This is a genomic window from Dactylosporangium sp. NPDC051087 (assembly GCF_055586325.1).
On sequence record NZ_JBVJIJ010000052.1, the window covers coordinates 38,276 to 62,629 of the forward strand.

The 24,354-nt window shown below is 72.2% G+C and carries 21 protein-coding genes; 13 read left to right on the forward strand and 8 right to left on the reverse strand.

Going from position 1 to position 24,354, the window contains the following annotated elements:
• The first annotated feature begins 111 nt into the window (after window positions 1–111).
• On the forward strand, window positions 112–717 hold the full coding sequence (locus tag ACZ6TV_RS52110) for a TetR/AcrR family transcriptional regulator (protein ID WP_465308641.1): 606 nt from the start codon (window positions 112–114) through the stop codon (window positions 715–717).
• On the opposite strand, the gene ACZ6TV_RS52115 is transcribed toward ACZ6TV_RS52110, so the two are convergent.
• Window positions 632–1,594 (reverse strand): aldo/keto reductase, encoded by a 963-nt coding sequence (locus ACZ6TV_RS52115; RefSeq protein ID WP_465308643.1) that lies wholly within the window; start codon window positions 1,592–1,594, stop codon window positions 632–634. The genes ACZ6TV_RS52110 and ACZ6TV_RS52115 overlap by 86 nt on opposite strands.
• 16 nt (window positions 1,595–1,610) lie before the next feature.
• Between ACZ6TV_RS52115 and ACZ6TV_RS52120 the strand changes: the two genes are divergently transcribed.
• The 4 genes from ACZ6TV_RS52120 to ACZ6TV_RS52135 all read left to right on the forward strand — a co-directional run bounded on the left by ACZ6TV_RS52120 (window position 1,611) and on the right by ACZ6TV_RS52135 (window position 6,382).
• Window positions 1,611–2,546 carry a lysostaphin resistance A-like protein gene (locus ACZ6TV_RS52120; protein ID WP_465308645.1) on the forward strand — a complete coding sequence of 312 codons (936 nt, stop codon included), beginning with the start codon at window positions 1,611–1,613 and terminating at the stop codon, window positions 2,544–2,546.
• A gap of 49 nt (window positions 2,547–2,595) precedes the next feature.
• The gene (locus tag ACZ6TV_RS52125) at window positions 2,596–3,441 is read left to right on the forward strand and encodes a metallophosphoesterase (protein ID WP_465308647.1); all 846 of its coding nucleotides are present in this window, start codon (window positions 2,596–2,598) and stop codon (window positions 3,439–3,441) included.
• Window positions 3,442–3,716: 275 nt separating this feature from the next.
• The gene (locus ACZ6TV_RS52130; RefSeq protein ID WP_465308649.1) at window positions 3,717–5,072 is read left to right on the forward strand and encodes a glycoside hydrolase family 10 protein; all 1,356 of its coding nucleotides are present in this window, start codon (window positions 3,717–3,719) and stop codon (window positions 5,070–5,072) included.
• An 11-nt stretch (window positions 5,073–5,083) separates the two neighbouring features.
• Window positions 5,084–6,382: an extracellular catalytic domain type 1 short-chain-length polyhydroxyalkanoate depolymerase gene (locus ACZ6TV_RS52135; RefSeq protein WP_465308651.1), complete on the forward strand. Its 1,299-nt coding sequence runs from the start codon at window positions 5,084–5,086 to the stop codon at window positions 6,380–6,382.
• 52 nt (window positions 6,383–6,434) lie between these two features.
• Here the strand turns inward: ACZ6TV_RS52135 and ACZ6TV_RS52140 are convergent, their stop codons facing one another.
• Entirely contained in the window at window positions 6,435–8,738 is a 2,304-nt protein-coding gene (locus ACZ6TV_RS52140; protein WP_465308653.1) for a beta-xylosidase/alpha-l-arabinosidase, read from the reverse strand.
• Between the two features lie 38 nt (window positions 8,739–8,776).
• Complete coding sequence (locus ACZ6TV_RS52145) at window positions 8,777–9,781, reverse strand: LacI family DNA-binding transcriptional regulator (RefSeq protein ID WP_465308655.1); 1,005 nt, start codon at window positions 9,779–9,781, stop codon at window positions 8,777–8,779.
• 119 nt (window positions 9,782–9,900) lie between these two features.
• Here ACZ6TV_RS52145 and ACZ6TV_RS52150 point away from each other — a divergent pair, with 119 nt between their 5' ends.
• Genes ACZ6TV_RS52150 through ACZ6TV_RS52160 form a run of 3 tightly spaced genes read left to right on the forward strand, consistent with a single transcriptional unit; the run spans window position 9,901 to window position 12,994 of the window.
• Window positions 9,901–11,217, forward strand: a complete 1,317-nt coding sequence (locus ACZ6TV_RS52150; RefSeq protein WP_465308657.1) for an ABC transporter substrate-binding protein — start codon at window positions 9,901–9,903, stop codon at window positions 11,215–11,217.
• Entirely contained in the window at window positions 11,214–12,182 is a 969-nt protein-coding gene (locus ACZ6TV_RS52155; RefSeq protein ID WP_465308659.1) for a carbohydrate ABC transporter permease, read from the forward strand. Before ACZ6TV_RS52150 ends, ACZ6TV_RS52155 begins: the two co-directional genes overlap by 4 nt.
• Complete coding sequence (locus ACZ6TV_RS52160) at window positions 12,179–12,994, forward strand: carbohydrate ABC transporter permease (RefSeq protein WP_465308661.1); 816 nt, start codon at window positions 12,179–12,181, stop codon at window positions 12,992–12,994. Before ACZ6TV_RS52155 ends, ACZ6TV_RS52160 begins: the two co-directional genes overlap by 4 nt.
• A gap of 61 nt (window positions 12,995–13,055) precedes the next feature.
• Here the strand turns inward: ACZ6TV_RS52160 and ACZ6TV_RS52165 are convergent, their stop codons facing one another.
• Together ACZ6TV_RS52165 and ACZ6TV_RS52170 are read right to left on the reverse strand one after the other, a co-directional pair.
• On the reverse strand, window positions 13,056–14,003 hold the full coding sequence (locus tag ACZ6TV_RS52165; RefSeq protein WP_465308663.1) for an FAD-dependent oxidoreductase: 948 nt from the start codon (window positions 14,001–14,003) through the stop codon (window positions 13,056–13,058).
• Window positions 14,004–14,027: 24 nt separating this feature from the next.
• Complete coding sequence (locus ACZ6TV_RS52170) at window positions 14,028–14,720, reverse strand: TetR/AcrR family transcriptional regulator (protein WP_465308665.1); 693 nt, start codon at window positions 14,718–14,720, stop codon at window positions 14,028–14,030.
• A gap of 97 nt (window positions 14,721–14,817) precedes the next feature.
• Here ACZ6TV_RS52170 and ACZ6TV_RS52175 point away from each other — a divergent pair, with 97 nt between their 5' ends.
• The gene (locus ACZ6TV_RS52175) at window positions 14,818–15,792 is read left to right on the forward strand and encodes an NAD(P)-dependent alcohol dehydrogenase (protein WP_465308667.1); all 975 of its coding nucleotides are present in this window, start codon (window positions 14,818–14,820) and stop codon (window positions 15,790–15,792) included.
• Here ACZ6TV_RS52175 and ACZ6TV_RS52180 read toward each other — a convergent pair.
• The 3 genes from ACZ6TV_RS52180 to ACZ6TV_RS52190 form a co-directional block, all read right to left on the reverse strand.
• Window positions 15,782–16,021 (reverse strand): hypothetical protein, encoded by a 240-nt coding sequence (locus tag ACZ6TV_RS52180; RefSeq protein ID WP_465308669.1) that lies wholly within the window; start codon window positions 16,019–16,021, stop codon window positions 15,782–15,784. The two genes, ACZ6TV_RS52175 and ACZ6TV_RS52180, sit on opposite strands and share 11 nt — an antisense overlap.
• A 221-nt stretch (window positions 16,022–16,242) precedes the next feature.
• A complete protein-coding gene (locus tag ACZ6TV_RS52185) occupies window positions 16,243–16,764 on the reverse strand; it encodes a hypothetical protein (protein WP_465308670.1) in 522 nt (173 codons plus the stop codon).
• Between the two features lie 192 nt (window positions 16,765–16,956).
• Window positions 16,957–19,830, reverse strand: coding sequence for an ATP-binding protein (locus tag ACZ6TV_RS52190; RefSeq protein WP_465308671.1), 2,874 nt, complete (start codon window positions 19,828–19,830; stop codon window positions 16,957–16,959).
• Window positions 19,831–19,949: 119 nt separating this feature from the next.
• Between ACZ6TV_RS52190 and ACZ6TV_RS52195 the strand changes: the two genes are divergently transcribed.
• The 4 genes from ACZ6TV_RS52195 to ACZ6TV_RS52210 form a co-directional block, all read left to right on the forward strand.
• A complete protein-coding gene (locus ACZ6TV_RS52195; protein WP_465308673.1) occupies window positions 19,950–20,789 on the forward strand; it encodes a PIG-L family deacetylase in 840 nt (279 codons plus the stop codon).
• Window positions 20,790–20,911: 122 nt separating this feature from the next.
• Window positions 20,912–22,468: a hypothetical protein gene (locus ACZ6TV_RS52200; protein WP_465308674.1), complete on the forward strand. Its 1,557-nt coding sequence runs from the start codon at window positions 20,912–20,914 to the stop codon at window positions 22,466–22,468.
• 596 nt (window positions 22,469–23,064) lie between these two features.
• Window positions 23,065–23,952, forward strand: coding sequence for an expansin EXLX1 family cellulose-binding protein (locus ACZ6TV_RS52205; RefSeq protein WP_465308676.1), 888 nt, complete (start codon window positions 23,065–23,067; stop codon window positions 23,950–23,952).
• Between the two features lie 178 nt (window positions 23,953–24,130).
• A partial coding sequence (locus ACZ6TV_RS52210) for a SidA/IucD/PvdA family monooxygenase (protein WP_465308678.1) occupies window positions 24,131–24,354 on the forward strand: 224 nt, incomplete at its 3' end.

Consider the following 24,354-nt stretch of genomic DNA (forward strand, 5'->3'; position numbering starts at 1 on the left):
ACGGGGTGGCGGGAGCGTAGAAGCGGGTACCGAGAATTTGAAGTTCATGACATTATCGTTACCAGCGGGTAACATGAGTCGCTGTCGTGGCTGCTGGGAGGTGGTCGGCCCGTGCTGTACGGAGTCCAGACGCCGCGTCGCCGGGACGCGCAGCGCAACCGCTCGGCGATCCTGCGGGCGGCCACGGAGATGATGCTGGGCCGGCACTCCACCGTGCTCATGCCGGAGATCGCCCGCCGGGCCGGCGTCGGCCAGGCCACCCTCTACCGGCACTTCCCGGACCGGCAGGCGCTGACCGCCGCCGTCATCGCGCACGAGCTGGCGCGGCTGGAGGCTTTCGTCGCCGCGCACGCCGACCGGCCCGCCGCCTTCCGCGACCTGCTCGCCGAGCTGCTGCGCACCCAGATCGCGATGCGGCCGCTGGTGCTGCACGTGCGGCGCCTCGATCGGCAGACGCGGGACCGCTACCAGCAACGCATGATCACGACGCTCACCGCGCCGCTGCGCCTGGCCCAGCAGGCCGGTCACGTCCGCGCCGACCTGGCCCCGTCCGATCTGGCGCTGCTGTGCACGATGGTCGAGGGCGTCGTGGAGACCGCCGACGCGGACGCCGCGATCCGCTCGATCGACCTCATGCTCGAAGGTGTGTGCCGTCCCGCAGGGCCTCCCACAGCTGGGCGGGCACCGGATGGGCCAGGAGATCCACGCTCGCCGTGACCTCCTCGGGGGTCCGCGCGCCGACGAGGACCGCGGCGACGGCCGGGTGCCGGAACGGGAACTGGACGGCCGCCGCGAGCGGCGGCACGCCGTGCGCGGCGCAGATCTCGCGGACCGCCCGCACCTTGCGCAGCATCGCCGCCGGCGCGTCCAGTCCGTCGAGGTCCGGCGCGGTGAGCAGGCCGCCCTGATACACGCCGGCGGCGAGCACCGCGACCCCGCGCTCGGCGCACAACGGCAGGAGCTCGTCCAGCCCCGACTGGTCCAGCAGCGTGTACCGCCCGGCGAGCAGCACGCAGTCCGGCCCCGGCGGCGGCGCGTCCCGCAGGAAGCGGGCGGCGACGTCGGCGTGGTTGACCCCGAGCGACACGGCCCCGATCACGCCTTCCCCGCGCAGGTCGGCCAGGGCGCGGTACGCCTCGGTGACGGCGACCGGGTAGTCGAGCTCGGGATCGTGGATGTGCAGGACGTCGACCCGGTCGAGGCCGAGCCGATCCAGGCTGTCCTCGACGCTGCGGCGCACGGCCCGGTAGCCGTAGTCGAGGCGGGGCCCGACCCCCGGCGGCGGGTCCGCCCAGATGTCCTGCGTGTCGGGGCCGCCGGGCTCGATGAGCCGGCCGACCTTCGTGCACAGCACGTACCCGTCGCGGGGGCGCCCCCGCAGGGCCGCCCCGGCACGGGTCTCGGACCGGCCGTAGCCATACACCGGTGCCGTGTCGAACAGGCGGATCCCCAAGTCCCACGCCCGGTCGACGGTCGCCGCCGCGTCCTCGTCGCTCACCGGCGTGAACAGGCCGCCGAGCGAGGCGAGCCCGAGCCCGAGCCGGCTCGTCGTCAGCCCGGTCCGCCCCAGCGGGACAACGTCATCTGCTCGCATGCGTTAATTTTTGCAGGTGTTCAGCAGCGTCCCCTACCACCGGCTGGCGCGCACCGCCGCGCACCGCTGGTGGCGGCCCGTGGTGGGCACCCTGGTCCTGGCGGTGTCCTGGTTCTTCATGGTCGGCGTCGTGTACGCGTTCTCGGACGCCGTCGGGATGGTCGTGGGCCGTCCGGTCGGCGCGGACGGCGTCAGCGACTGGGGCGACACCGGCGGCTTCGGGGTCGAGCTGCTGATGCTCGGCGCCCTGATCCCGTGCGTGGCGCTCGCCGCCTGGTGGGTGCAGCGCCGCCGCCCCGGGACGGTCTCGTCGGTGCAGGGCCGGCTGCGGCTGCGCTGGCTCGGCGTCTGCCTGCTGGTGGCGGTGCCGGCGATGGTGCTGATCGTGGTGGCCGCCACCGTCCTGTCCGGCATGACGACCGGCCTCGACGAGGAGGTCCCGTCCGATGTCGGCTGGGTCGGCGCGGGCGCGTTCGTGGCCGCCCTGCTGATGCTGCTCGTCCTGGTGCCGTTGCAGACCGCCGCCGAGGAGTACCTGTGCCGCGGCTGGCTCCTGCAGGCCGTCGGCGCGTTCGTCCGCGCACCGTGGCTGCCGATCGGCGTCCAGGCGGTCGCCTTCGCTGCCATCCACGGCGCGGGCACCCCCTGGGGCTTCATCGACCTCATCCTCTTCGGCGTGGTGACCGGCTGGCTCACGATCCGCACCGGCGGCCTGGAGGCGGCGATCGCCCTGCACCTGGTCAACAACCTGATCGCGATGGGCGCGTCGGCGGCGTTCGGCGAGCTCGCCTCGTCCGAGAACGCCGCGGACGCGGAATGGCAGATCCTCGCCGTCGACCTGGTGATCTTCCCGCTGTACGCCGTGGCGGTCACCGCGCTGGCCCGCCGCCGTGACCTGGTCACCGTCGCCGAGGTCCCCGCCGCGCCGGACCCGGTCCTCGAGTCGGCCTGACCCGTCGCGTCTCCCGGCGCGACCGGCGAACCAGCCTATGCTGGCGGGCATGTCGCGGCTCGTCGTCCTGCCCGGGCGCGGCACCCTGCTGGCCGCCACCGACCTGCACGGCAACCTGGCCGACTTCCGCGCCCTCGTGCGCCGCTTCCACGCCGCCGACGACCCGCACCTCCTGCTGTGCGGCGACCTCGTGCACGGTCCGGCGCTGAGCCCGGACGAGTGGCCGGAGCACCTCGGCACGTATTACACCGACGAGTCGGCCACTCTGCTCGACGAGGCGTGGCGGCTGCGGCGCCGCTTCCCGGGCCGGGTCCACTACCTGCTCGGCAACCACGAGCACGCGCACCTCGGCGGCCCACGCCTGGCGAAGTTCCACCCCGACGAGGCCGCGCACCTGGAGGCCACGTGCGGCCCGGCCCGCTTCGCGCCGCTGCGGGACTGGCTGGCCGGCTGGCCCCTCGCCGCCGTGGCGCCCGGCGCCGGGATCGCCTTCACCCACGCGGCCCCGCACGCCGTCATCAGCTCGGCCGCAGACCTCGACACCGCTCCGCTCGCCGGCTTCGAGCACGTCCCGCTGTCCGACATGCCGTCGTCCGGCGTGACCGGCGCGCTGCTGTGGGCCCGCACCACCACCGCCGCCCGCGCGACGGCGTTCCTGCGCGCCCTGCACCCGTCCTGCCGGGTCGCCGCCTTCGGCCACGACGTGATCCGCGAGGGCCACCTCGTCGAGCACGAGCCCCTGCTGTGCTTCTCCACCAGCTACGCCTGCCACGACGGCGACAAGGTGTTCCTGGAATGGGACCTCGCGACGCCGGCGCCGAGCGCGGCGGAGGTCGCCCGGCTCGGCCTGCGCCCCCTGTACCCCGCCGCCACCCCGGTCCACCGGTCCGCCTGACCCCGCGTCGCGGAAGTTTCCACGGGTCGATCAACACCTCCCGCGCCGTGCGTTCAAAGAATCCGACAGCCGGCTGGTCGTGAAACGGTAATCCTCGGCGCTGATCAATGAAAGTTTCAGTATCAGTTTTTCGAAAATTGCCAGGTCGGACCGTGTCAGCAGGGCAACCCGGCGACCGTGCGGAAATCCGTCCTCCGGCGGGTCTGGCGGGGTGGCGATTCCCCGATGCTGATCGGGTCCCCGCCGAAGAATGTTTCGAAACGAAGGGCCGAACAATGGACAGGAATCGAAAGCGGGCGCTCGGCGCCGCCGGGGCGGGTGCCCTGGCCGTCGTGGTGGCGCTCGGTATCGCGTCGACCGCGGACGCCGCCGCGTCCACGCTGGGCGCGGCCGCCGCCGAGCAAGGGCGCTACTTCGGCACGGCGGTCGCGGCGTACAAGCTGAGCGACGCCGTGTACAGCGGCATCCTGGACCGCGAGTTCAACATGGTGACGCCGGAGAACGAGATGAAATGGGACGCGACCGAGCCCACGCAGGGATCGTTCTCCTACGGGTCCGCGGACCAGATCGTGTCCCGGGCGCAGTCGCGCAACCAGCGGGTCCGCGGGCACGCGCTCGCGTGGCACTCGCAGCAGCCGGGCTGGGCGCAGAACCTGTCGGGCACCGCGCTGCGCAACGCGATGGTGAACCATGTGACGCAGGTGGCCACCCACTACAAGGGCAAGATCTACGCGTGGGACGTCGTCAACGAGGCGTTCGCCGACGGTGGCGGCGGCGGGCGGCGGGACTCGAACCTGCAGCGGACCGGCAACGACTGGATCGAGGTCGCGTTCCGCACCGCGCGGGCCGCCGACCCGGGCGCGAAGCTCTGCTACAACGACTACAACACCGACGGGCAGAACGCGAAGTCCAACGCCGTCTACGCGATGGTGCAGGACTTCAAGGCGCGCGGCGTGCCGATCGACTGCGTCGGCTTCCAGTCGCACTTCAACAGCGCCAGCCCCGTCCCGTCGGACTACCAGGCCAACCTGCAGCGCTTCGCGAACCTCGGCGTCGACGTGCAGATCACCGAGCTGGACATCGAGGGCTCCGGCACGACCCAGGCCAACAACTTCGCCACCGTGACCCGGGCCTGCCTCGCCGTGACCCGCTGCACCGGCATCACCGTGTGGGGCATCCGGGACAGCGACTCGTGGCGGGCGTCGGGCACGCCGCTGCTGTTCGACGGCAACGGCAACAAGAAGGCCGCGTACACGAGCACCCTCGCGGCGCTGGGCGGTGGCAACCCGACCAGCACGCCGCCGAGCACGCCCCCGGTGAGCAGCAGCAGCAGCCAGCCGCCGATCCCGTCCGGTGGCTGCACGGCGAGCGTGTCGGTGAACCAGTGGCAGGGCGGGTTCGTCGCCACGATCCGCGTCACCGCCGGCGCGAACGGCACCAACGGCTGGGCCGTCACCCTGCCGCTGCCGTCCGGCGTCACGCTCACCAACTCGTGGAGCACCACCCGGTCCGGCAACACGTTCAGCAACGTCTCGTACAACGGCCGCCTCAACGCCGGTCAGTTCACCGAGTTCGGCTTCCAGGCCACCGGCACCGCCGGCACGCTCAGCCCCACCTGCGCCGCGAGCTGAGGAGGACCCACATGCGTCTGTTGAAGGCGGCCCTGGCGGCCGCGGTCCTCGCCGTCGCCGGCGTCACGTACTTCGCGGCGCCGGCAGCCGCGGCGACCCTCACCGAGGTGACGAACTTCGGCACCAACCCGACGAACCTGCGCATGCACCTGTACGTGCCGAACACCGTCGCCGCCCGCCCGGCGGTCGTGGTGGCCGTGCACTACTGCACCGGCTCGGGCCCGGCGTTCTACTCCGGCACGGAGTTCGCGTCGCTCGCCGACCGCTACGGGTTCATCGTCGTCTACCCGTCGGCGACCCGCAGCGGCAACTGCTTCGACGTGTCGTCGCCGCAGGCGCTGCGGCGCGGCGGTGGCAGCGACCCCGTCGGGATCATGTCGATGGTCACGTACGTGCAGCAGCAGCACAACGCGGACCCGAACCGCGTCTACGTCACCGGCGCGTCGTCCGGCGGCATGATGACCAACGTGCTGCTCGGCGACTACCCGGACGTGTTCAAGGCCGGTGCCGCGTTCATGGGGGTGCCGTTCGGCTGCTTCGCCACCACCGACGGCTCCTCGTGGAACAGCACCTGCTCCAGCGGGCAGCTGAACAAGACCCCGCAGCAGTGGGGTGACCTGGTCCGGGCCGCCTACCCGGGGTACACCGGGCCGCGCCCGCGCATGCAGGTCTTCCACGGCACCAACGACACGACGCTCGCGTATCCGAACTTCGGTGAGGAGATCGAGCAGTGGACGAACGTGCTCGGGGTGAGCCAGACGCCGGTGCTCACCGACCAGCCGCAGTCCGGCTGGACCCGCACCCGGTACGGCAACGCGGGCACCACGGCACCGGTCGAGGCGGTCAGTCTCGCCGGCGTCGGGCACAACCTGCCGCTGTCCGGGCAGGCCGCGATGGCGATCGCGTTCTTCGGGCTGTCCGGCGGGACGAGCCCGTCGCCGTCCAGCTCGTCGGCGTCGCCGTCGAGCCCGCCGCCGTCCAACCCGCCGGTCGGGGGGTGCCGGGTCTCGTACACCGCGAACGCCTGGAACACGGGACTGACCGCGGCCGTCACGGTCACCAACGGCGGCACCACCGCCGTGAACGGCTGGACGCTCGGGTTCACGCTCCCGTCGGGGCAGAGCGTCACGTCGGCGTGGAACGCGACCGTCGCACCGGCCTCCGGGGCGGTGACGGCGCGGAACGTGAGCTACAACGCGGCGATCCAGCCGGGCGGTTCGGTGTCGTTCGGGTTCCAGGCGAACCACGCGGGCAACACCGGCAGGCCGTCCGCGTTCACCTTGAACGGCGGCGCCTGCACCGCCGTGTGACCGCATGACGAAGGGCGGGACCCTGATCGGGGGTCCCGCCCTTCCGGCGCGACTAGGACAGCGTGACGGTCGGGTGCAGCACCCGGTCGTGGCCGACGACGCGGCGCGGCCCGGCGACCGGGAGGCGCACCGCGGCGTGGACGTCCACACTGGACCGTGCCACCCGCAGTTCGACGTCGCCCGGCTCGACCAGGCGGTGCCCGTCGCGGCCCGTGTAGGACAGCAGGTCGGCGTGCAGCCCGAACGTGACGCGCCGCCGCTGCCCCGGCGCCAGGTCGACCCTGGCCGCGGCGATCAGCTGCCGCTCCGGCCGGGCCACCTCGGCGACCGGGTCGTGCAGGTACACCTGCACGACGGTGCTCGTCGCGCGCTCGCCGTCGTTGGTCACCGGCACCGTCACCTCGACCGTGCCGCCGGTCGGCCAGCTCCCGGCCGCCTCGACGTCGCCCCAGGTGGTCGGCGTGTACGACAACCCGTGGCCGAACGGGAACAGGGGCGTCGGGTCGACGGTGCTGACGCCGCTGCGCCGGCCCAGGGGAGCGGCGAGGTAGGTCGACGGCTGGGCGGCGCCGGCGCCCGGGAAGCTCACCGGCAGCCGCCCCGACGGGTCGATCCGTCCACTGAGGACACCCTCGATCGCGGCGGCGCCCTCCTCGCCGGGGAAGAACCCGCACACGACGGCGGCGAGCCGGTCGACCTGCCGGGCCAGCTCATACGGCCGGCCGGCGAGCAGCACCAGCACGACCGGGGTGCCGGTCGCCAGGAGCGCCTCGAGCAGCTCCTCCTGCCGGCCGGGCAGCCGCAGGTCGCTCGCGTCGCAGCCTTCGCCGCTGGTACCGCCGCCGAACAGCCCCGACAGGTCGCCGAGCACCGCGACACACACGTCGGCGCCCGCGGCGGTCTCGGCGGCCGCGGCGATGTCCGCGTCGTCGCCGCCGGTCACGGGGCAGCCGGGGGCGTAGGTGACGTCGTGCCCGGCCCGCAGCGCGTCGAGCACCGACGGGACCGCCACCCCGGTGGGCACGTCGGGGTGGTGCACGAGCACGTGCCGGGGAAACGAGTAGCAGCCGAGCATCGCGCCGGGCTCCGCGGCGCCGGGGCCGGTGACGGCGAGCCGGGTGCCGGGCCGCAACGGCAGCGCGGCCTCGTTGCGCAGCAGCACGACGGAGCGCTCCGCCAGCTCCCGGGCGAGCGCCCGGGACTCCGGCGGGTCGATGTCCACGGTGGAGCTGTCCAGGGGTGGCCGCCAGTCCGGGTCGAGCAGGCCGAGGGCGCACTTCTGCAACAGGATCCGGGTGACGGCCCGGTCGACGAGGGCCTCGCCGACGTCGCCGGCCTCGACGGCGGCCAGCAGCGGCGCGCCGTAGCAGTTCGCGCCGGGCAGCTCGACGTCGATCCCGGCGCGCAGCGCCAGGGCGGCGGCGTCGGCGCGGGACCCGGCGACGCCGTGCAGCGTCTGCAGGAACGCGATCGAGAAGTAGTCGGACACGACGGTGCCGTCGAAGCCGAGCCGCCCGCGCAGCAGGTCGGTGAGCAGGCTTCCGTCGGCGGCGACGGGGACGCCGTCGACGTCGGTGTAGCTGTTCATCACCGAGCGGGCGCCGGCGCGCAACGCCATCTCGAACGGCGGCAGCAGCACGTCGGCGAGCTCGCGCGGCCCGACGGACACCGGCGCGAGGTTGCGCCCGGCGCGGGACGCGGAGTAGCCCGCGAAGTGTTTGAGGGTGGCGACGACCCCGGCGGACTCCAGGCCGCGCACGTACGCGGCGCCGATGGTGCCGACCAGGTGCGGGTCCTCGCCGATGGTCTCCTCGACGCGGCCCCAGCGCAGGTCCCGCACGACGTCCAGGACCGGGGCGAGGCCCTGCTGGATGCCGAGGCGGTGCATGGTGCGGCCGATCTGGGCGCCCATCCGCTCGACGAGGTCCGGGTCGAAGCTGGCGCCCCACGACAGCGGCGCCGGGTAGATCGTCGCCTGCCACGCGGCCAGGCCGGTCAGACACTCCTCGTGCACGATCGCCGGGATGCCGAAGCGGCCGGCGGCGACGACGTCGCGCTGCAGGCGGGCGACCCGCCGGGCGCCGTCGGCGGGCGCGATCGGGGTGGTGCCGTAGGCGCGGGTGATCTGGCCGAGGCCGTGGGGGATGAGGTCGGGCCAGTCGATCGGGTCCGGGGTCTGCTCGTGCTGGTGCGGGGCCACCTCCCCGGCGGTGTCGTCGACGTCGAGCCAGGCGCCGTACATCTGCGCGACCTTCTCACGCAGGGTCATCCGGGTCATCAGGTCGGCAACGCGTGCGGACGCGGGCGCCGTGGTGTCCTGCCAGGTTCCGGCGGAGACGCCGCTGTCGAGGGTCACGCTGGTGGCTCCAATGCGGCTCAGGATCGGTGAAAGTTTCAGGCGGCGCTGGTCGACTGCCGCACCACGAGCCGGGTCGTCAGCCGGACGTGGGTGTCCGACACCGGTGCGCCGTGCATGAGCTTGATGAGCAGCTCGATCGCGTGCTGGCCCATCGCGTGGATCGGCTGCTCGACGGTGGTCAGGGCGGGGCTCGCCAGGGCCGCCTCGGGCACGTTGTCGAAGCCGACGACGGACAGGTCGTCGGGCACCCGCAGGCCCATCGACGTGGCGACCTCCACGGCGGCGATCGCCGAGACGTCGTTGGCGCCGAAGATCGCCGTGGGCCGGTCCGGCCCGTCGAGCAGGAGCCGGGCCGCGGCCGAGGAGGAGTCCGGGTCGTAGTCACCGACCTGGACCAGCGCCGGGTCGACGGGCACGCCCGCGTCCCGCATCGCGTCGCGGAAGCCCTGCTCGCGCAGCCGGGACGACTCCAGGTCGGGCCGGCCGGTGATCATCGCGATGCGGCGGTGGCCGAGGTCGAGCAGGTGCTGGGTGCCCAGCCGGGCGCCGTTGAGGTTGTCCGAGTCGACGGTCGGCAGGCCGGACGGGCCGGCGTGCGGGTCGACGGCCACCACGGCGGCGCCGTAGTCCACGTCGACCACGGTCGGGGTGACCAGGACGGCGCCGTCGATGAGGGTGCCGGACAGCCGCGACAGGTAGCGCTGCTCCCAGCCGGCGTGGTCGCTGGTGCGCCCGCCGGCGGAGTAGACGACCAGCTCGTAGCCGGTGCCCTTGATCGCCTTCGCGGCGCCCTTGAGCAGCTCGGTGCTGAAGGGCTCCAGGTCGGCGACGAGGATGCCGATCACGTTGGTCTTGTGGTTGCGCAGGCTCTGCGCGACGAGGCTGGCCTCGTAGCCCAGCTCCCGGATGACGGCCTGGACGTGTGCGCTGGTGGCGGCGGACACCCCGTAGCGGGCGTTGAGCACCTTGGACACCGTCGCCACCGAGACGCCCGCAGTGGCGGCGACGTCCCGGATCGTGATTCGAGAGCTGGGCTTCACGAGGGCAGAGTAACTTCCGATAACGATATCAACAACGATTGACAAGCGTTGTTCCTGAGGCGGAGACTCTGCGGTCATCGAGGGCCGAGCCCTTCGGCTCGGCTCGCCCCCGTCAGGAGATGATCACTTTGAACGTCCGCCTGAGCACCCCACGGAGGCTGGCCACGATCGCCGTCGCATTGACGATGGCCGTGCCCTCCCTGACCGCATGCGGCGACGACGAGACCGGTTCGAGCGGCGACCCGAACGCCGCCACGACCTTGACCTGGTGGCACAACGCCGCTCAGGAGCCCGGCAAGGGCATCTGGCAGTCGATCGCGGACCAGTACCACGCCGATCACCCCAACGTGTCGTTCAAGGTCGAACCGACACAGAACGAGGCACTCAAGACGAAGATCTCCGTCGCGCTGCAGTCGCCGACCCCGCCGAGCATCTTCCAGCAGTGGGGCGGCGGCGCCCTGGCCACCCAGGTGGAGTCCGGCAAGATCCTGGACATCACCGACGCGACGTCGAGCTGGATCAAGGAGCTCGGCGCCGGCGCCACCGGCTGGCAGGTCGAGGGCAAGCAGTACGGGGTGCCCTACGGCCTGCACGTCGTCGGCTTCTGGTACCGCACCGACCTGTTCGCCCAGGCCGGCATCACCGCCCCGCCGACGACGATGGAGGAGCTCAACGACGCCGTCGTCAAGCTGAAGGCGAAGAACATCGCCCCGATCGCCATCGGCAGCAAGGACAAGTGGCCCGACGCGTTCTGGTGGTCCTACTTCGCGATCCGGGAGTGCTCCCTGGACACGGTGAAGAACACCGTGAAGAACCTCAAGATGGACGACCCGTGCTGGGTCAAGGCCGGCGAGGACCTCAAGGCGTTCCTGGACACCAAACCGTTCCAGGACGCGTTCCTCGGCACCCCCGCCCAGCAGGGCGCCGGCAGCTCCGCCGGGCTCGTCGCCAACGGCAAGGCCGCGATGGAGCTGCAGGGCGACTGGGAGCTGCCCACGATGATCCCGCTGACGGAGGACAAGGAGTTCGCGAAGAAGCTCGGCTGGTTCGCGTTCCCGACGGTCGCCGGCGGCAAGGGCACCCCCGGCACCGCGCTCGGCGGCGGCGACGGCTTCTCCTGCGCCGTCAAGGCCGGACCCGCGTGCGCCGACTTCCTCAAGTACGTCGCCAGCGCCCCCGTGCAGCAGAAGCTGGTGCAGACGAACACGATCAGCCTGCCCTCGAACCCGGCGGCGATCTCCGCCATCCAGGACCCGTCGCTCAAGACCGTGCAGGAGTACCTGAACAAGGCCCCGTACATCCAGGTGTACTTCGACCAGGCGCTGCCCACCAGCGTCGGGCAGGCGCTCAACGACGCCGTCGCCGACTTCTTCGCCGGCAAGGGCACCCCGCAGGGCATCGTCGACGCCTTCACCAAGGCGGTCGCGAACAAGTGACGGCCTCCGCAGTCACGGCACCGACCCGGAAGGCCGGCCGCGTCGACCCGCGGCCGGCCCGCCGGCCGGGGCGCCGGACCACCCGGCTGGAGCTCACGCTGCTGCTCGGCCCGGCGCTGCTGCTGTTCGCCGGGTTCGTGCTGCTGCCGATCGCGGTCGCGGTCTACTACAGCTTCTACAAGTGGACCGGGTTCAGCCCGCGCACCCCGTACGGGCTGGGCAACTACCAGCGGGTCCTGGAGGACCCGGTGTTCCGCTCCGCCCTGCTGCACAACCTGATCATCGCCGGGCTGTCCGTGCTCATCCAGCTGCCGCTGTCGATCGGTCTCGCGCTGCTGCTCAACCGGAAGATCCGCGGGCGGGCCGTGCTGCGGCTGGTGGTCTTCGCGCCGTACGTGCTGTCGGAGGCCATCACGGCGGTCGTGTGGCTGCTCATGCTGCAGCCCGACGGCCTCGTCGACCAGCTCCTCACCGCGGCCGGGCTCGGCGGCCTGACCCAGGACTGGCTCGCCGACGGCGACCTGGTGCTCTACACGCTCTTCGTCGTCATCACCTGGAAGTACATCGGCTTCGGCATCATCCTGCTCCTCGCCGGGCTGCAAGGTGTCCCCGCCGAACTGCGCGAGGCGGCCTCGACCGACGGCGCGTCGGCGTGGGAGACCACCCGGCACATCGTGCTGCCGCTGCTCGGCCCCACGATCCGGATCTGGATCTTCCTGTCCATCATCGGGTCGCTGCAGCTGTTCGACCTGGTGTGGATCATGACGCTCGGCGGGCCGGCCGGCGCGTCGACGACCATGGCGACCTACCTGCTCGACCACGGCTTCAGCCGCTACGAGTTCGGGTTCGGCAGTGCCGTCGCCGTCGTGCTCTTCGTCGTGTGCTTCATCTTCGCCCTGCTGTACCAGCGTTTCGCCCTGCGCCGCGACACCGGCGGCGCCCTCACCGGGGAGGCCGGCAGATGAGGGGAGGCCGGGTCGCCGCCTATCTCGTGGCGTTGTTCGTGGTCGGCGTGACCGTCGTGCCGCTGCTGTTCACGATCATCGGCGGGTTCCGCACCAACGCGCAGATCAACAACGACCCGGTCGGCTGGCCGGACCCGTGGAACCTCGGCAACTACGCCGACGTGCTCACCTCCGACGTGTTCTGGCGGGCGATGGGCAACAGCGCGCTGATCGCAGTCATCACCACCGGCCTGGCGGTCACCGTCGGCGCGATGGCCGCGTTCGCGCTGTCCCGCTACACGTTCAGCGGCCGGGAGTCGCTGTACACCCTGTTCACCCTCGGTCTGCTGTTCCCGCTCACCGCGGCGGCGCTGCCGCTGTACCTGCTGCTGCGCGAGCTGGACCTGCTGGAGAACCCGCTCGGGGTGGCGCTGCCGCAGGCCGCGTTCGCCCTGCCGATCACGATCGTCATCCTGCGCCCGTTCATGGCCGCGATCCCCGGCGAGCTCGAGGACGCGGCCGCGATGGACGGCGCCGGGCGGCTCGGGTTCTTCTGGCGGATCCTCATCCCGCTGAGCCGGCCGGCGCTGACGACCGTGGCCATCCTGGCGTTCGTCACCAGCTGGAACGCCTACCTGCTGCCGCTGCTGGTGCTCAGCGACCCGGGCAACTTCACGCTGCCGCTCGGCGTGGCCGCGTTCCAGTCCCAGTTCTCCCAGGACACCGCCCGGATCCTCGCCTACACGGCGGCGTCGATGATCCCCGCGATCGGCTTCTTCGTGTTCGCCGAACGGCACATCGTCGGCGGCCTCACGGGATCGGTCAAGGGCTGAGCCGCCGCGCCCTCGCCGGGGACCGATCGGCGCGGTTCCCAGGCGAGGGCGCGGCCGACGCTCACAGCAGCGAGCGGACGGCCGACGCGCAGCCCCAGGACAGGGTCACCCCGGCGCGGCCGTGGCCGTAGTTGTGGATGACGCGGGTCGCGCCGACCGGGGTGCCCTCCTCGACGCGGACCCGCGGGCGGGCCGGGCGCAGCCCGACGCGGTGCGCCAGGACCCGGGCCCCGCGCAGGCGGGGTTCGACGGCGACGCACCGCGCGAGGATGCCGGCGGCGACCAGCGGATCCGGCTGCAGGGACCAGTTCCCGGGCTGGGCGACGCCGCCGAGCACGGCGCTCGGTCCGTGCGGGTAGATGTAGCACTGCTCGGGCGCGGCGCCGCTGTCCTCGGAGAAGAACTCGGTCAGGCCGGGGTTCTCCACGACGACGAGCTGCCCGCGCACCGGCACCAGCGCCGGGTCGGGCACCAGGGCGTGGGCGCCGATCCCGGTGCAGTTGACCACGACGGGCGCGTGCCCTTCGGCCTCGGCGAGGGAGCCGATCCGCCGCGTCCGCACGGTGACGCCGGCGTCGGCCAGGCGGGACTGCAGGAACGCCAGGTACACCGGCATGTCGACCAGCGGCGCGGTGACCCGGTCGCCGCGCACGTATCCGGGCGGCAGCTCGCGGGGGTCGCACGGGGTGCTGCCGCCGGGGTGCGCGCCGCGCGCGCCGGTCGCGGTCCGGGCCGCCGCCACGCCGTGCGTCAGCCGGACGCCGGTGCCGGGGCGGTCGGCGAGCCGGGTCAGGACCCGGTGGGTGCGCTCCCGCCAGCGGATCACCTGGTCGAGGGGTTCCAGCTCGTACGGTGCCCAGAGCGCGCCGGCCGAGGCGGACGTCGTCCCGAGCGGTGGCCGGTCCGCCCAGATCTCGGGACGCAGCCCCGCCTCGACCAGGACCAGGGCCGTGGTCAGCCCGGCGCAGCCGGCGCCGACGACCAGCACATCGATGGGCCCGGATGACATGGGATCAACGGTATCGTGCGCCGGTCAGCCGCTCCGCGAGGTCCAGTCGCGGCGGCGGAGCCCCTCGATGCCGTCGAGGAGCAGGTCGAGGGAGAACTCGAACTCGAACTGGTCGTCGCACCCGCTGCCGACCACGGACGCCTCGTCGTGCGCGACCCTCGTCGTGATCTCGGTGATGTACGGATACCGCCCGGCCATCTGACGTGCGGTCTCGTCGTCCGGGGGCGGGGCGGCCGGCTGCGGCGCGCCGAAGAGCTCCTGCGAGAAGCCGAGGATCCGGCTGCCCATGGCGTGCATGACGTGGTGGGTGAGGTCCACCGACAGGCCGCCGGTGCGGAACATGCCGATCATCGAGTCCATGTACGCCAGGACGACCGGCGTCGGCGCGGTGCGGGACTCGATGACCCGCGACGCCCACGGGTGGTGCAGCAGGACCCGGCGCGCGGACAGGATCCGCTGCCGGACCGCGATCCGCCAGTCGTCCGCCGCGGCCGGCGGGTCGATCTCGCCGACGAGGACGTCGAGCATCCCGTCGAGGAGCTCCTCCTTGTTGGCGACGTGCTTGTACAGCGCCATCGGCACCACGCCGAGGGTCTGTGCGAGCTTGCGCATGCTGAGCGCGTCGATCCCGGTCCCGTCGGCGAGCGTGACCGCCGCGCGCAGGACGCGGTCCCGGGTCAGCGGCTCCCTTCGCACCTGCTGAGACATTCCGGTCACGATATCGCCCCTTGACTGGTGTACGTCGTACACCCTACCGTCGAACGCGTGGGTGTACGCCGTACACCTGTCGCGTCCGTCGATGGAGGAGTTCGTGATGAAAGCGATCGTGCAGGACCGCTACGGCCCGTCCGACGTGCTGCGCCTCGGCGAGGTCGACCCGCCGGTGCCCGCCGCCGGCGAGCTGCTCGTCCGGGTCCACGCCGCGTCCGTGAACGCCCGCGACTGGCACGTCATGCGCGGCGACCCCTACGTGGCCCGCATGGCGTTCGGGCTCGGCGCGCCGAAGGTGCGGGTCCGCGGCACGGACTTCGCCGGCCGGGTCGAGGCGGTCGGCGACGGGGTGACCACGTTCGCCCCCGGCGACGAGGTCTACGGCGAGGTCGACGCGGCGTTCGCCGAGTACGTGCGGGTCCCGGCGGCCGGCGCGGTGGACCGCAAGCCGGCGAACCTGACGTTCGAGCAGGCCGCCGCGGTGCCCCTCGCGGGCAACACCGCCCTGATGGGCCTGCGCGACGCCGCCGGGGTCCGCGCCGGGCAGCGCGTGCTGATCAACGGCGCGTCCGGCGGCGTCGGGACGTTCGCCGTGCAGCTCGCGAAGGCGTCCGGAGCGGTGGTGACCGGCGTGTGCAGCACCCGCAACGTGGACCTGGTCCGGTCGCTGGGCGCCGACCACGTCGTGGACTACACCCGCGAGGACTTCACCCGCGGCGGTGGGTACGACGTCGTGTTCGACCTCGTCGGCAACCGCTCACTGGCCGACCTCCGGCGGGTGCTGACGCCGTCGGGGACCCTGGTGCTGTCCGGCGGCGGGGTGTCCGGCGGCGGGAGCCTCCTCGGCCCGGTCGGCCTCATCACCAGGGGCCGCCTGGTCGCGCGGTTCGTGCGGCAGCGGGTGCTGGTGCTGACCGCGGTGCCGGGCCGGGACAACCTCGCGGCGCTGCGCGAGCTGATCGAGTCCGGTGCGGTCACCCCGGTCATCGACCGCACCTTCCCGTTCGGCGAGGCGGCGGAGGCCGTCCGCTACCTGGAGATGGACCACGCCAGGGCGAAGGTCGTCATCACTGTGTGACGAGCCGGCGGGCGTCGGCCCCCAGGTCGGACCTCAGGTCGGCCTCAAGGTCGGCCTCCGCGAGCAGGCGGCGGGCTCCCGACACGTACTGCTCGCTGAGGGCGATGGTGTGCAGGGCGGCGGTGCGGCGTTCACCGGGCGCGACCCGCCGGGTGGCCGCGAGCTGGTCGCGGACCGCGAACAGCTGCGCCAGATGGGCGTCGAGCATTGCGAGCATGTCGTTGTGCATGGTTGCCTGACCCTCGACGTCGCGGGTGGTGGCCGCCGTGGCGCGGAGGCGACGGCGGCGCGACCGGTTACTTCTTCTTCTTGTTCTTCTTGTTCTTCTTGTCCTTCTTCGACTTCTTCGCCATTGGTGCCACCCCCGTTTCCTGCCCCGTACCTGCGGATCTGTTGATCATCCTAGGGCTGGGCCGGGGCCTGCCGGGTACATATCGTCCGATGTGCGGGTCAGGCGCTGCCGTAGGTGGCGTTCGGGCCGTAGTGCTCCAGGGTGTGCCCCGCGTCGTGGATCTTGTCGACGCGGTCCATGCGGTGGTCGCCGTCGGTGTCGCGGACCAGCTGGTCGAGCACGCCGTCGCCGTCCTTGTCGTACTGCACCAGCTCCGCGAACCCGTCGTGGTCGCTGTCGAGGCGGACCTCGTCGATCAGGCCGTCGCCGTCCCGGTCGTACTCCTTCTGGTCGATCGAACCGTCGCCGTCGACGTCGTGCCCGGCCATGTCGATGACGCCGTCGCCGTTGAGGTCGTACTGGTAGACGTCGACGACGCCGTCCCGGTCGACGTCCGCGGTGACCACGTCGACCCGGCCGTCGTGGTTGAGGTCCTGCTCCTCGACCAGGGGCCCGGTGAGCTGGTGGTAGGTGTTCGAGGCGCCGAGCGAGTCGGAGAGGTGGTTGGAGTCGGCGGTGTACGTGTCGGCGTCGGCGCCGCCGATGAAGTGGTCGTTCGCGCCGAAGTCGTAGTCGGTCATGCTGCTCCCTCTGCGGTGGAGCTCAACCGTAGGGCGGCATCGACGGTGGTCCAATCCCCAGAACGCGCCAGACCGTGCGGCTCGCCCTGCCCTGCGGCCGGGAGGGCACCGGTGCGCGGGACCTTCAGGGCGGTCCAGGCCGTTTCAGAGCAGGCTTCAGCGGGGGTTTCAGGGCAGGCTTCAGCGCGCGGTTCAGGGCAGGGTGAAGGTGAAGGTCGTGCCGGTCGGGTCGGCCGGGGCGGCGGTGATCGTGCCGTGGTGCGCGTCGATGATCGCCTTGGTGACGGCCAGGCCGAGGCCGGTGCCCTTGATGCCCTGGGCGAGCGCGGTGGAGGCGCGGAAGAAGCGGGTGAACAGCTGCTGGTACTGCTCGGCCGGGATCCCGATGCCGGTGTCGGTGACGCTGACCGTGGCCGCGCCGGCGGCGTCGCCCGTCGCGGTGACGGTGACCGTACCGCCGGCGGGGGTGTACTTGACGGCGTTGGACAGCAGGTTGTCCAGCACCTGCCGCAGCCGCGCCGGGTCGGCCCGCACGGTGAGGTTCGCGCCCGGCTCGAGGCGCAGCGCGACGTCCTTCGCGTCCGCGGCCGGCCGGTGGTCCTCGACGACCTCCCGCAGCGCGCTGGTCAGCGACAGCGGCCGCGGGTCGACGGCGAGGCTCGCGCTGCCCAGCCGGGCCAGATCCAGCAGGTCGTCGACGAGCTGCTGCATGTGGCTGCTGTGCCGGCGGATGACCTCGCCGGAGCGGCGCACCTCGTCGGTGTCGCCGGGTTCGTCGCCGATGAGCTCGGCGTACCCGAGGATGGTGCCGATCGGGTTGCGCAGCTCGTGCGAGACGAGCGCGACGAGGTCGTCCTTCATCCGGTCCAGTTCGCGCAGCCGCCGCACCTGCTCCCGCTGCTCGGCGAGGAGCTCCTCGCGGTGCTCGGCGAGCAGCCGGCGTTCCGTGACGTTGGTGCTCATCCCGTCCATGAACAGCCGCCCGTCCTCCCGCCGCGGGACGGCGCGGGTCCACACCCAGCGGGTGACGCCGTCGAAGCCGACGACCCGCACCTCCATCTCCGCGGGGCGGTCCGCGGCGATGGCGGCGTTGAAGCCGCGGAACTCGCCGCGGTCCTCCGGGTGGACCCGGTCGGCGAGGATCATGGCGAGGTCGGTGCCGGTGGGCATCGGCGCGCCGAAGACACCGCCGCCGTCGGGGCTGGCGTAGACGGAGCGGACCGACTGGTCGGGGAGCACCTCGACGGTCCACACGTAGTCGTTGACCCCCGCGATGACCCGGTCGAAGTCGCGGCGGGCGGCGGCGAGCGCGGTGCTGAGGTCGTCGGCGCGCAGCCGCTCGATGTGCCGGGCGATGTGCGCGCAGACGCCGTCGAGCATCGCCAGGACGTCCGGGTCGGGCGGCTCCAGGCGTTCGGTGGCGAAGACGAGCACGCCGAGGACGGTGCCGCCGCTGCGGACCGGCAGCCCGATCGCGGCGTGCAGCCCGGCCGCGAGCGCGACGTCCTTGCGCGGCGACGCGTAGGGCAGCCGCCCGATGTCGTCGATCCACTGCGGCCGGCCGGTGCTCCAGACCCGGCCGATCATGCCGTCGTCGCGGGTCGCGGGCGGCGCGTCGTCGACGAACGCCGGCCGGGCCCGGCCGGGGTTGACCCAGACGCCGAGCCGGTCGGCGACGCCGGCGTCGGGGTCGACGTGCCAGTACTCGCCGAGCGCCCAGTCGAGCGCGCCGGTGACCGCCCCGACGAGCGCCTCCGCCGCCTGCTCGGCCCCGCCCGCGGTGGTCAGCGCCTCGGCGACGGCGAGCTGCGCGCCGCGCAGCCGCTCGGCCCGGTGCGCGTCGGTGATGTCGTGCATGGCGACGACCGCGCCGAGCCGCGCGCCGCCGGGGGCGTCGATCGGCTGGCCGTTGCACAGGAACCGCCGCTGCGGCCCGCCGGGCTCGCCGACGACGATCTCCTCGCCGTGGATGTGCTCACCGGCGAACGCGCGGGCGAGCGGCACCTGGTCCGGGCGCAGCAGCCGCCGCCCGTCCGCGGCGAACAGCTGATAGGTGCCGGCCCAGTGCTGCCCGGTCGACGGGGTCACCGGGACACCCTGGTGCGCCTCGCGCAGGGCCCGGTTGACGGTGGCGAGCCGGCCATCGCTGTCGCACGCGACGACCGCGGTGTCGAGGCTGTCCAGCAGCGCCCGCTGGAAGACGCGCTCGGCCTCCAGCTGCCGCTGCGCCGCCCGCCGGGTGCTCAGATCGTGCACGAAGGCGTGGACGACCGGCCGGTCGCGCTCCACGTGCACCTGGGCGACGACCTCGATCGGGAACCTGCGGCCCGCCCGGTCGACCGCCGTCACCTCGCACGTCCCCGCGGTACCGCTGCCGACGGCCCCGCCGAGCCACGCGGCGAACGCCGCCCGGTCGGCCTCGGCGACGACACCCATCGGGCGGCCCAGGGTCTCCGCCGCGGACCGGCCGAACATCCGCTCCGCGGCGAGGTTCCACGCGTGGACGGTGCCGGCCGCGTCCAGCGACACGAACGCGTCCGCGGCGCTGTCCAGCACCGCCTGCGTCCGCGTCGAGGCGAGCATGAGCTCGCTGTTGGCCAGCCGCAGCGCCAGCTCGACCTCGGCGGCGCCGGCCAGGTCGGCGACCGTGTCGAGCTCGTCGGCGCTCCACTGCCGCGGCGTGTGATCGATCACGCAGAAGCACCCGAGCACCTGCCCGTCCGGGGCGCGCAGCGGATGCCCGGCGTAGGCGACCACGACCTCGTCCCGCCCGCCCGCCACGAACAGCGGCGCGTCGTCGTCGACCACGGTCCTGCAGTACGCCTGCGCGAGCGGCGACTCCCGGACACCTGTCCGCCCGGCGGCGCTGACGAACACCAGCCGGTCGGCGTCGAGGAGGGACACGAGCGCGGCCGGCGCGCCCACCGCGCGCCGGGCGAGCCGGGTCAGCCGGTCGAGGGACGGGACGCCGCCGGCCAGCAGCAGCCCGGTGTCGTGCAGCGTCTCCAGGCGCGCCGGATCACCGACGCGCCCCGCACCCGCCGATCGTGACCCACGACCCCGCACACCTCGTTATCGGCGGCTCCGTCCCCGACCTGAGCCTGATCGGGACGCGGCCGGGGGACGGCGCGGCCGGGGGTGGTGCGCGGCGGCGGGTGCCGCGGTGCGGTGGATAGGGTGGTCGCATGGTTGAGCGACCCCTGACGCTGATGGCGGTGCACGCGCACCCCGACGACGAGGCGACCGGCACCGGTGGAGTGCTGGCGAAGTACGCCGCGGAGGGCATCACGACCGTGCTCGTGACCTGCACCGACGGGCGCTGCGGCGACGGGCCCGGCGGGGTCAAGCCGGGGGAGCCCGGGCACGACCCGGACGCGGTGGCGGCGATGCGCACCGAGGAGCTGGAGGCGGCCTGCGCGGCGCTGAAGGTGTCGCACCTGGAGCTGCTCGGATATCCGGACTCCGGAATGATGGGCTGGTCGACGAACGACGTGGCCGGCTCGTTCTGGACCACGCCCGTGCCGGACGCCGCCGCCCGGCTCGCCGAGCTGATCCGGCAGTATGAGCCCGACGTCATCGTCACCTACGACGAGAACGGTTTCTACGGGCACCCCGACCACATCCAGGCGCACCGCATCACGATGGCCGCGGTGGAGCTGACCGGCAGCCCCGCCAAGGTGTACTGGACGACCGTGCCCCGCTCGGGCATGGAGGAGTTCGGCAGGACGCTGCGGGAGCTCGGCGTGGAGTTCGACGCCCCGGACCCGGCCTCCGACGCGGCGCCGCAGGGTCCGCCGCTCGGCCTGCCGGACGAGGAGATCACGACGTGGGTCGACACGAAGGCCTACGGGTCGCAGAAGTTCGACGCCCTCGCCGCGCACGCCAGTCAGGGCGAGAACATCTTCTTCCTGAAGATGGGCAAGGAGCGCTTCACGGAGCTGATGGGCGTGGAGACGTTCCTGCGCGTGCGTGACACGACGAACGCGCCGCTGCCGGAGGACGACCTGTTCGCCGGCCTGCGCTGAGGCGACCCGCTGGTGAATCACCCGTCCGGGTCGAGGCCCGCCGGAGCCAGATAAAGATAGCCGTTCATCAATAGCGTCGATATCATGGCTTCGGCGGCGAACGGCGTCGACGGGGCGATTCCATGTTCACTGCTCAAGATCGCATCGCCTGGCTGCTGCGCGTCAATCGAATGTGCTCCCGCTTGCCTCGGTTGAGGTCGGCGCGGCAATTCGCGAAAGAATTCGCACTGCCGGGTGCGCCGGAGCTGGCGCCGTCTCAGATATCGCGCTGGGAGTCCGGAGCCAGCCGTGTCAGCGTCGCGACTCTTCGACGGTACGAGGAGGTCCTGGGGCTGCCGGGTGCCTCGTTGCGCCATGTCCGCGACGCCTTGCTGCGCTGGTTCGATCCACGGCCAACACGGGCAGAGACGACCGGCGACGCTGATGTGCATCACGTTCTCGATCGGGTGTGCGGAAGCGGTCCGGTCGACGAGGCAACCTGGTTGACGTTCTGCGACGTGCTCCGGTCTCATCCGGGCTTGGTGCTGCATCCTCGCGATCTATGGGACGGCGTCGCATATCGGCTGCTGACGGAAATGGTTGCGGCCGAGGGCGGTGAGTGGATGGTCCGCCTGGAGGCCATCAGCCGTATGCTCGAGCACGAGGACGCCACGAATGCCGCTGCCGCCGTCTGCATCGACGTCGCCGTTGACCCCGGGATCCCGTCGTACGTCGAGCCGATCTCGCTGCTGGACGGCACACCTGACATGGTCGCGTCAACGTTTCTGGCCCGCCAGCTGGGCGAGCCGCTGAACATCCGGGCGCGACAGGCGGCATTGCAGGCGGTCATTCGAAAAGCGCGGGCCGGTCACTTCCGCGAACCCCGTACGGTTGGGCTTCTGGCCCGAGCCGCTCGTGAGCTGCTCGCCATGGACGATCACGACCTTCGGTCCATGCCGATGACCGTGGACTTCGTGCGACTGGCACCGCGTTGGGGTGTGCCGGTCACGCCGCGCTGGAGCCGTCGGATAGCCGAGGACCCGGTGGCCAGGTCCGTCTGGCGGGACGGTCTGACCCTGCCGGCCGCGCAGGCCGGGCCGCTGTGCAGGCGGCTGGCCCTGTCCGCGCAGTCTCGCCTGGAGGTGGAGCTGCCGGTCGGCGACGTCATGCTGACGCAGCTTCTCCAGGAGGTGCTGTTCGCCGCCGACTCGGACACCAGGCTCTATGCGACGCTGGCAGTCTCGGCGACGCCTTACCGGAGGCCGGTGGCCGAACTCCTCGCTGCTGAACTGAACAACGCGCTTCGCCTTCAGTTCGATCCGATGACAGCGACAACGATGCAGGCGATCACCATTCTCGGCGAAGCTGGTCATCGGAGCCTACTGATCGATCTTCTCGCCGACCCGAATCTCGGCCGCCCGATCCGACTTTCAGCCGCCAAGGCCGCTCCGCACTGCTCGGGTGACCAGAGCGCCGACAGATGGCGTCGAGCCTTCGACGTGCAGCGGTCCGTGTGGCTCCATGAATGCGCTGATGCCGAAGCTCAGGTAATGGATGCGATCACGGCCGCAATCGGTACTGCCGGCAACGTGAAGCTCCTGCAAGAGATGTCGGTCGACGCGCTCCTGCCGGGTTCCACCCGGATGGCCGCCGCGTGGTGGCTGGCGAATCAGCCCGACGGATGCGTGCCGGCGCCGTGAGGTGATACCGGCCGCAAGCCGAAAGCTGCACAGGGCCGGTGCCGCTGTTCAGCGCTGATGCAGGGCAAAACCTCGATGCAACACGGCTGACCAGCTGGCCTTTCCGCTGGAAACCTTGCATCCATGCAGCTCTCCAAGAGAGGATCATTGATGAGTATCCGTCGGCTCGTTTACGGACTCGCGGCAACGCTCGCCGCTGTGCCGCTGGCAGTCACCGTCGCCTCGCCTGCTCACGCCGTTCCGTCCGCCTGCAACTACGGTGCGACCGGCGCGCGGGGTTCCTTCGTCGTCTGCACTCAGGGCACGGGCGCATACCAGTCATGGACGCAGTGCGAACTCGCTGGGAGCTACTACACCCGCCTCGGGCCCTGGCAGTCGCCCGGCACCGGAGAGTGGTCCGAGTCGTCCTGTAGCTGGGGATCCAATCGGAGAAGCTACGGGTACTACCTGAGGTAGTCGCCGAGGAGGGGGCGCCGATCGGCGCCCCCTCCTCTTGCAGAAGATCATGTCTGAGCCGCAACCTCACCGGCCGAGACAACCTGAACAGTTCCTTTGGTGGCGGTGGAGCGGTCCCATGCCCGGCTACGATGCCCAGCGTGCCGGACAACCCCGAACCGCAGCAGCCGTGGTGGACGCGCCGACGGACGTGGGTGGTCGCGGCCGCCGGCGCGGTCGTCGCCGGCACCGCGACCGTCGCGCTGATCGCCCAGGCGTCCGGCGCGGCGTGCGCGGCGACGGCGTCCGGGCAGGCCACCTACTATGCGGCCGACGGCAGCGGCAACTGCTCGTTCGACCGGGTCGCCGACCCGCTCGTCGTGGCGCTGGGCAACGCGGAGTACGCCGGCGGGGCCGCGTGCGGCGGCTACCTGGACGTCAAGGGTCCCAAGGGCACGGTCCGGGTCAAGGTCACCGACCGCTGCCCCGAGTGCGCCGCCGGGCACCTGGATCTGAGCAGGCAGGCGTTCGCGAGGATCGGCGATCCCGTCGCCGGGATCATCAAGGTGACCTACAGCAAGGTGACCAGCCCGCCCGCACCCGGTCCGATGACCGTCCGGGTGAAGGAGGGTTCGTCGCGGTACTGGCTGGCGCTGCGCCTGGACAACACCGGCAACCCGCTGTCGGCGGTGGAGCTGCAGTCCGGTGCGGCGTGGAAGGCGCTGAGCCGCACCGACTACAACTACTGGATCGCGCAGAACGGCGCCGGCACCGGCCCCTTCACCGTCCGGGTGACCGACACCGAGGGGCGGCGCACCACGCTGAGCGGCGTGACGCTGACCGTCGGCACCGTGCAGCGCCCGGGCGCGACGGCGGCGGCGCCGAAGACCTCGGCGGCGAGCCGGTCCGCGATGCCCGGGTCGGCGTCGCCTTCGGCCGCCGTGCCGGAGGTTTCCGGTCTTCCGGCTACCGATGCCCCGGCGTCCGATGCTCCTGCTCTCGACCCCTCGGCCGGGTCCTTGGCGGGGCCGTCCACGAGGTGCGGCTGACCCTGGTCCGGGCCGTACACCGGCCGCATCCGGAAACGTCGGGGGTCAGGTCGGGACCCTCATTTCAAGGGCCACCGTGACAACGTCAATCATGAAGGTTAGGCTAGCCTAACTCTGCGCCGACTGGTGATGGAGTCAGGGCGGTCGAGCCGGTCTCGACGTGAGCGATGGGACTGCGATGCCACAGCCGCGCGAGGACGAAACTCCGGTCTTCGACCTGGTCGGGGTCGGCTTCGGTCCGTCGAACCTGGCGCTCGCCATCGCGGTGCACGAGCGCAACGCGGCAGGCCAGGACCCCGTGAGCGCCGTGTTCCTGGAGCGGCAGGCCGCCTTCGGCTGGCACCGCGGCATGCTCATCGAGGACGCGACGATGCAGGTGTCGTTCCTCAAGGACCTCGTCAC